7 protein-coding genes are annotated in these 5,064 nt (G+C 60.6%); 6 read left to right on the top strand and 1 reads right to left on the bottom strand.

What is annotated here, in order from left to right; all coding sequences use genetic code 11:
* A partial coding sequence (locus tag AX724_RS11015) for an alpha/beta hydrolase (protein WP_231736648.1) occupies positions 1–705 on the bottom strand: 705 nt, incomplete at its 3' end.
* A gap of 282 nt (positions 706–987) precedes the next feature.
* On the opposite strand from AX724_RS11015, the gene AX724_RS11010 reads away from it, so the two are divergent.
* The 6 genes from AX724_RS11010 (at position 988) to AX724_RS23360 (ending at position 5,049) form a co-directional block, all read left to right on the top strand.
* Positions 988–1,863, top strand: coding sequence for a LysR family transcriptional regulator (locus AX724_RS11010; protein ID WP_164523377.1), 876 nt, complete (start codon positions 988–990; stop codon positions 1,861–1,863).
* A gap of 147 nt (positions 1,864–2,010) precedes the next feature.
* Positions 2,011–2,454, top strand: a complete 444-nt coding sequence (msrB, locus tag AX724_RS11005) for a peptide-methionine (R)-S-oxide reductase MsrB (RefSeq protein WP_024350804.1) — start codon at positions 2,011–2,013, stop codon at positions 2,452–2,454.
* Complete coding sequence (gene msrA, locus AX724_RS11000; RefSeq protein ID WP_443018701.1) at positions 2,399–2,995, top strand: peptide-methionine (S)-S-oxide reductase MsrA; 597 nt, start codon at positions 2,399–2,401, stop codon at positions 2,993–2,995. The genes msrB and msrA overlap by 56 nt, the downstream gene beginning before the upstream one ends.
* A gap of 134 nt (positions 2,996–3,129) precedes the next feature.
* Complete coding sequence (locus AX724_RS10995) at positions 3,130–3,834, top strand: glutathione S-transferase N-terminal domain-containing protein (RefSeq protein ID WP_066766226.1); 705 nt, start codon at positions 3,130–3,132, stop codon at positions 3,832–3,834.
* Positions 3,831–4,799: a magnesium and cobalt transport protein CorA gene (locus AX724_RS10990; protein WP_066766225.1), complete on the top strand. Its 969-nt coding sequence runs from the start codon at positions 3,831–3,833 to the stop codon at positions 4,797–4,799. Before AX724_RS10995 ends, AX724_RS10990 begins: the two co-directional genes overlap by 4 nt.
* Before the next feature lie 94 nt (positions 4,800–4,893).
* Complete coding sequence (locus AX724_RS23360; protein ID WP_156448057.1) at positions 4,894–5,049, top strand: hypothetical protein; 156 nt, start codon at positions 4,894–4,896, stop codon at positions 5,047–5,049.
* Positions 5,050–5,064 lie beyond the last annotated feature (15 nt).

The following is a 5,064-nucleotide window of genomic DNA, read 5'->3' as shown; positions in this document are numbered from 1 at the left end:
GCCGCCAGGGTCCCGCCTTTGCCGATCCGGGTCTCCTCTTCGAGGCGTGTCACCATCTTCGACATCTGTGAGAAGGTGATCCGCCGTGTCGAGCGAAACAAAGCTCTTGGGATGGCGCGATGCGACAAAAATGCGCGAAGCGTGCTCGATGCCCACGACTTGATCCACCGGTGAATGCATCACCAGCACCGGACGTCTAAGGGCGGCGATGGATTTCTCGACATCAACTTCTTCGACAGTTTCTAGGAAACTGCGGCGGATCAGGAAGGGCCTACCAGCAATCTTCACAGATGCCTCGCCCTCGCGCGCTATTGCGTCTAGGTCGGCAGGTTGAAAAACGCGCAGTATATGCTGAAGGTCAGCCGGGGCACCGATCGTCACTACGGCTGCGATATCCGGCAAGTCGGCGGCGGCTACGATCGCAGCCGTGCCACCCAGGCTGTGTCCGACAAGGAGGGAGGGCGCCTTACCGGCGGCAGTCATAGCCTCCGCGGCCGCCCTGAGATCGTCGACGTCGGAAGCGAAGCTTATTGCTTCATCCGCTAGACTCTCGATCCCCGTGCCGGCGAAGTCGAACCGCAAGACGCCGATACCGGCCCGCGAAAGCGCGCGTGCGATGTACACGGCGGCGCGGCTGTCTTTCCCGCAGGTGAAGCAATGGGCGAAAATCGCCCAGCCGCGCGGCGTACCTTCCGGCGCCTCCAAATACCCGGCTAGATCAGAGCCCCCACTACCGGAAAACGTGAACGGTGTTCCTGCCATAAGCGTCGAGCCTCCCACGGCAACTTAGCGGGTGCGCCGAAACCCGTAGGACCCAGCGGAAGCACCATCAGGTCCCGACTAGCCGTCCAAGACATTCTTTTTATATGCGTGGCGCATATAGACAAGCCCCTAAAGCGTGATTATATGCGTCGCGCATACTTCTGGACGAGGTCGATAAGACCGGTCTGGAAGCGGCATCAGTCAGGGCGTGCAGGCCGAAGGGCTATGGAACTCAATCAGGTCAGCTATTTCATCAACTTGGCCGAGACGCTGAATTTTACAGCAGCGGCGCGGTTGAGCGGTGTTTCCCAACCAAGCCTGACTCGCGCGATCCGACGCCTGGAGGAGGAACTCGGCGGTCCGCTCATTTATCGCGATGGAAAGAACAGCCGTCTCACCGGTCTTGGCCAGGATGTGGAGGCTGAATTTCGGCGCATGGTAGTCGCGATGAAAAGTGTTCGGCATCATTCTGAGAACTGGGCCATGGGAAGGCACCGGGTGTTGGACGTAGCCGTCGCCCCGACCGTCGGGCCGAAGCTTTTCACGGCTTTCTTCGAGAGCGCGTTGGCCGAGGTGCCATCGATCGAAATCAAGATGCATTCGCTTGGGGCGAGTGAAGACACATCTGAGGTGCTGTCGGGCAAGTATCACGCATGCATCCTGCCCCGCGAGACGCGGCCGGACCGCAAGCTTGATGTGCGACCTCTGTTCCGCGAGCGCTTCGTGCTCGGCTGTTCCGCAAAGCACCCGCTCGCGGCGAGCGATATCGTGCGCGGCGAGGACCTGTTGGAGTTCCCGTTCGTCGATCGTTTGAAGTGTGAGTTTCGCGAGCAGATCCTAGACCATTTCGCACGACGGGAGGTGCTGATGCGACCGCGCTTCCGGTCCGATCGTGACGATTGGGTGCAACGGGTCGTCGCCGAAGGCGAGGCCATATGCATCCTTCCGGAGCGGTCGGCTACAGCCCAAGGTCTGGTTACGCGTCCGATCGACGGGTTCGTCCTCGAGCGAGAAGTCGTGATCGCGACTGTCTCCGGCTCCACGGCGCCGGTTGAGATCCGAAAGATCGCGCAACTAGCGGCCAGATACGCGTGGAACTGAACGCCGCTGATCACAGCGGAGCTATAGAAACTATACGCACAGCGTATTGGATAAATATATTTGGCACTGCGATAGTCGAGGCGACCGTCAAGAAAGATAAGATGTCCGTAATGTGCCTGGCCCTGTAACCAAGTATTGGAGACGATCATGAAGTTTGAAAAGTCTCAGGCAGCGATCGACCGCCTGACCCCCGAGCAACGCCGGATCACCCAGGAAGACGGCACGGAGCGGGCCTTCACCGGCGAATACAACGACAACAAGGAACCGGGCATCTACGTCGATGTCGTGTCCGGAGAGCCGCTTTTCGCATCGACGGACAAGTTCGAGTCGAAATCCGGCTGGCCCAGCTTCACCAAGCCCATCGTCCCCGCGCACGTGAACGAGGTGCGGGACAGTTCGCACGGCATGGTCCGTACGGAAGTTCGATCGGTCCATGGCGACAGCCATCTCGGCCATGTGTTCCCCGACGGTCCGGCCGACCGTGGCGGACTGCGCTATTGCATCAACTCGGCCGCCCTTCGCTTCATCCCGCGCGATGAGATGGAAGCCGAGGGTTACGGCGAATATCTCGATCAGGTGGAGGAGGCGTAACATGCATCAGCGCGCTGTTCTCGCAGGCGGATGTTTTTGGGGCATGCAGGATCTGATCCGCAAGCAGCCCGGCATCGTGTCGACCCGCGTCGGATACACCGGTGGCGACGTCCCGAACGCCACCTACCGCAATCACGGCACTCACGCTGAAGGGATCGAGATCATCTTCGACCCGGCGGCGACAAGTTACCGTAACATCCTCGAATACTTCTTCCAGATCCACGATCCGACGACGAAAGATAGGCAAGGCAACGATCGCGGCCTCTCCTATCGGTCAGGGATCTACTATGTCGACGAGGAGCAGAAACGAGTCGCCGAGGAGACGATCGCCGACGTCGACGCGTCCGGACTATGGGACGGCAAAGTCGTCACCGAAGTCGAGCCCGTCGGCGATTTTTGGGAAGCGGAGCCGGAGCACCAAGACTATCTCGAGAAGCGCCCGGGCGGCTACACTTGCCATTTCCCGCGCGCGAATTGGGTGCTCCCCAAGCGTGATGACGCTGGGGCCGCCCAGTCTACCACTGGAGCGGCAGCGGAATAGCTGCAGCGGCTATCGCGACACAGCGCTCTGAATCGCAAGCAATGGGACCGCATCGGCGAACGATGCGGTCCTCGAACGGCCCCTCAAGCGGTCATGCCGTTTGCCGGCCATCGATTTGGTAGGATCGCCCCAGCATGCCAGACCTTTCGTCATATCCGATCACCGAGCGCTGGCCTGCCTCCGATCCTGATCTCCTGCAACTCTACGCAGCGCCCACGCCCAACGGCGTCAAGGTCTCCATCATGCTCGAGGAGACCGGGCTGCCATACGAGCCGCACTTTATCGACATCAGCACGAACGAGACCAAAGACCCCGCTTTCTTGTCGCTGAACCCAAACGGACGCATCCCTGCAATCATCGATCCGTCGGGCCCCAACGGTGAACCGCTCGGGGTTTGGGAGTCCGGTGCGATTCTCGTTTACCTCGCCGAGAAGACGGGCCTGTTGATGCCAACGGGACCAGCCAAGCGTTATGAGGTGCTGAGCTGGGTATTCTTCCAGATGTCTGCGATCGGCCCGATGTTCGGTCAGCTGGGCTTCTTCCTACGCTGGGGCGGAAAGGACTACGAGGACAAACGGCCTCAGCAACGGTTCGCCGACGAGTCCAAGCGCCTGCTGGGAATCTTGGATCGCCAGCTAGATGGACGCGAGTGGATCGTCGACGACTATTCGATCGCCGACATCGCGACGCTCGGCTGGGTCAATGCCCTGGTCGGCACCTATGACGCCGGCGACCTGTTGCGCATGGCCGAACATCGGAACATCCGGGGTTGGTTGGATCGCGGCCTCGCCCGACCAGCCGTGCAGCGGGGCCTGGTCATCCCGGCGAGGCCCGCATGAGCGTCATCGCCGCGTATTACTACAACGAGGGTCGCCGCATCCGCGAGGTCGCTATCGACGAGCGGATCGCGCTCGATAAGAACCGCTCTGGCTTCTGCTGGATCGGGCTCAGCGAACCTTCGGTCAGCGAACTGAGGGCGCTTCAGGCGACCTACAATCTGCATCCATTGGCGATCGATAACGCGATGCACCCGATGTGCCCGCCGAAGCTCGAAGTTTATAACGGCGAGCTCTACGTCGTCGCTCAGACGGCCGAGCTGGTCGGGGACCGCATACGCTACGGCAAGACGGCGATCTTCACTGGTCACAACCATCTGATCACGGTGCGTCACGGCAACGCCGGAGCGCTCGGCAATCTTCGCGAGCAGCTTGAGGGTTCGCCTGCTCAGTTCGGTAAGGGTGTCGACTACGTCTTGCACGCCATCCTTCACCGCATCGTCGATCAGTATCTGCCGATCTTCGAAATGATCGAGGACGACGTGCTCGCGATGGAGAGGCGATCGCTCGACGACTTCCTGGGGCGGGCGGAGGTCGCGCGCATCTTCGGCTTGCGGTGCGAATTGACCCGTTTCCAGCGAACCCTTGGCGCTATGGCCGAACTGGTGCGCAAGCTTGTTCGCGGACATTTCCCATGCATCAGCGCTGAGGTGCGGCCGTACTTCAACGACGTCGCAGACCATGTCGATCGGGTCCAGTCCATGGTCGATGGCCTCCTCCAGGTGCTGTCCACGGTCTTCGAGTTCAGCAGCCTTCTCGAGGCGCAAAGGACAGGCGTCATCACGCGCCAGCTCGCTGCCTGGGCGGCGATACTCGCGGTCCCTACGGCGATCGCGGGAATATATGGAATGAACTTCAAGAACATGCCGGAGCTGGACACAGCTTACGGCTACTTCGTCGTGCTCGGCCTGATGCTGACGTTTTGTCTTTTCCTGTTCGTCCGCTTCAAGCGAGCCAAGTGGCTATGATGGCGCTCCGCACCTTCAGTGCTGGTCGGTCACCGCGCCAATGCGCGCCTTCGGTCGGCGCGCAACCCTTACAATCCGAACTCGAGGTGCGTTGATGACAACTCAAGTGACAGACGTTCTGGACGCCGTGCAGTCCTTCGTGGCGAAGGGCTATGACCGAGAGTACCGTGTGAAGGACGGCGCTCTTGTCGATCTCGAGCTCGGATCGACCTGTCCGTCGTCAGAACATTTGGCACAGGTCGCGGCGTAAATTAGCGGAGTGCGG

The sequence above is a fragment of the Sphingobium sp. CCH11-B1 genome (genome assembly GCF_001556865.1).
Taxonomy (GTDB): domain Bacteria; phylum Pseudomonadota; class Alphaproteobacteria; order Sphingomonadales; family Sphingomonadaceae; genus Sphingobium.
The sequence above is the reverse complement of the archived record's forward strand: the minus strand, read 5'-3'. Positions and strand labels throughout refer to the sequence as shown.

Coding starts and splice junctions, on each gene's coding strand:
- AX724_RS11010 (WP_164523377.1), top strand. CDS start 988: ATGGAACTCAATCAGGTCAGCTATTTCATCAACTTGGCCGAGACGCTG.
- msrB (WP_024350804.1), top strand. CDS start 2,011: ATGAAGTTTGAAAAGTCTCAGGCAGCGATCGACCGCCTGACCCCCGAG.
- msrA (WP_443018701.1), top strand. CDS start 2,399: ATGAGATGGAAGCCGAGGGTTACGGCGAATATCTCGATCAGGTGGAGG.
- AX724_RS10995 (WP_066766226.1), top strand. CDS start 3,130: ATGCCAGACCTTTCGTCATATCCGATCACCGAGCGCTGGCCTGCCTCC.
- AX724_RS10990 (WP_066766225.1), top strand. CDS start 3,831: ATGAGCGTCATCGCCGCGTATTACTACAACGAGGGTCGCCGCATCCGC.
- AX724_RS23360 (WP_156448057.1), top strand. CDS start 4,894: ATGACAACTCAAGTGACAGACGTTCTGGACGCCGTGCAGTCCTTCGTG.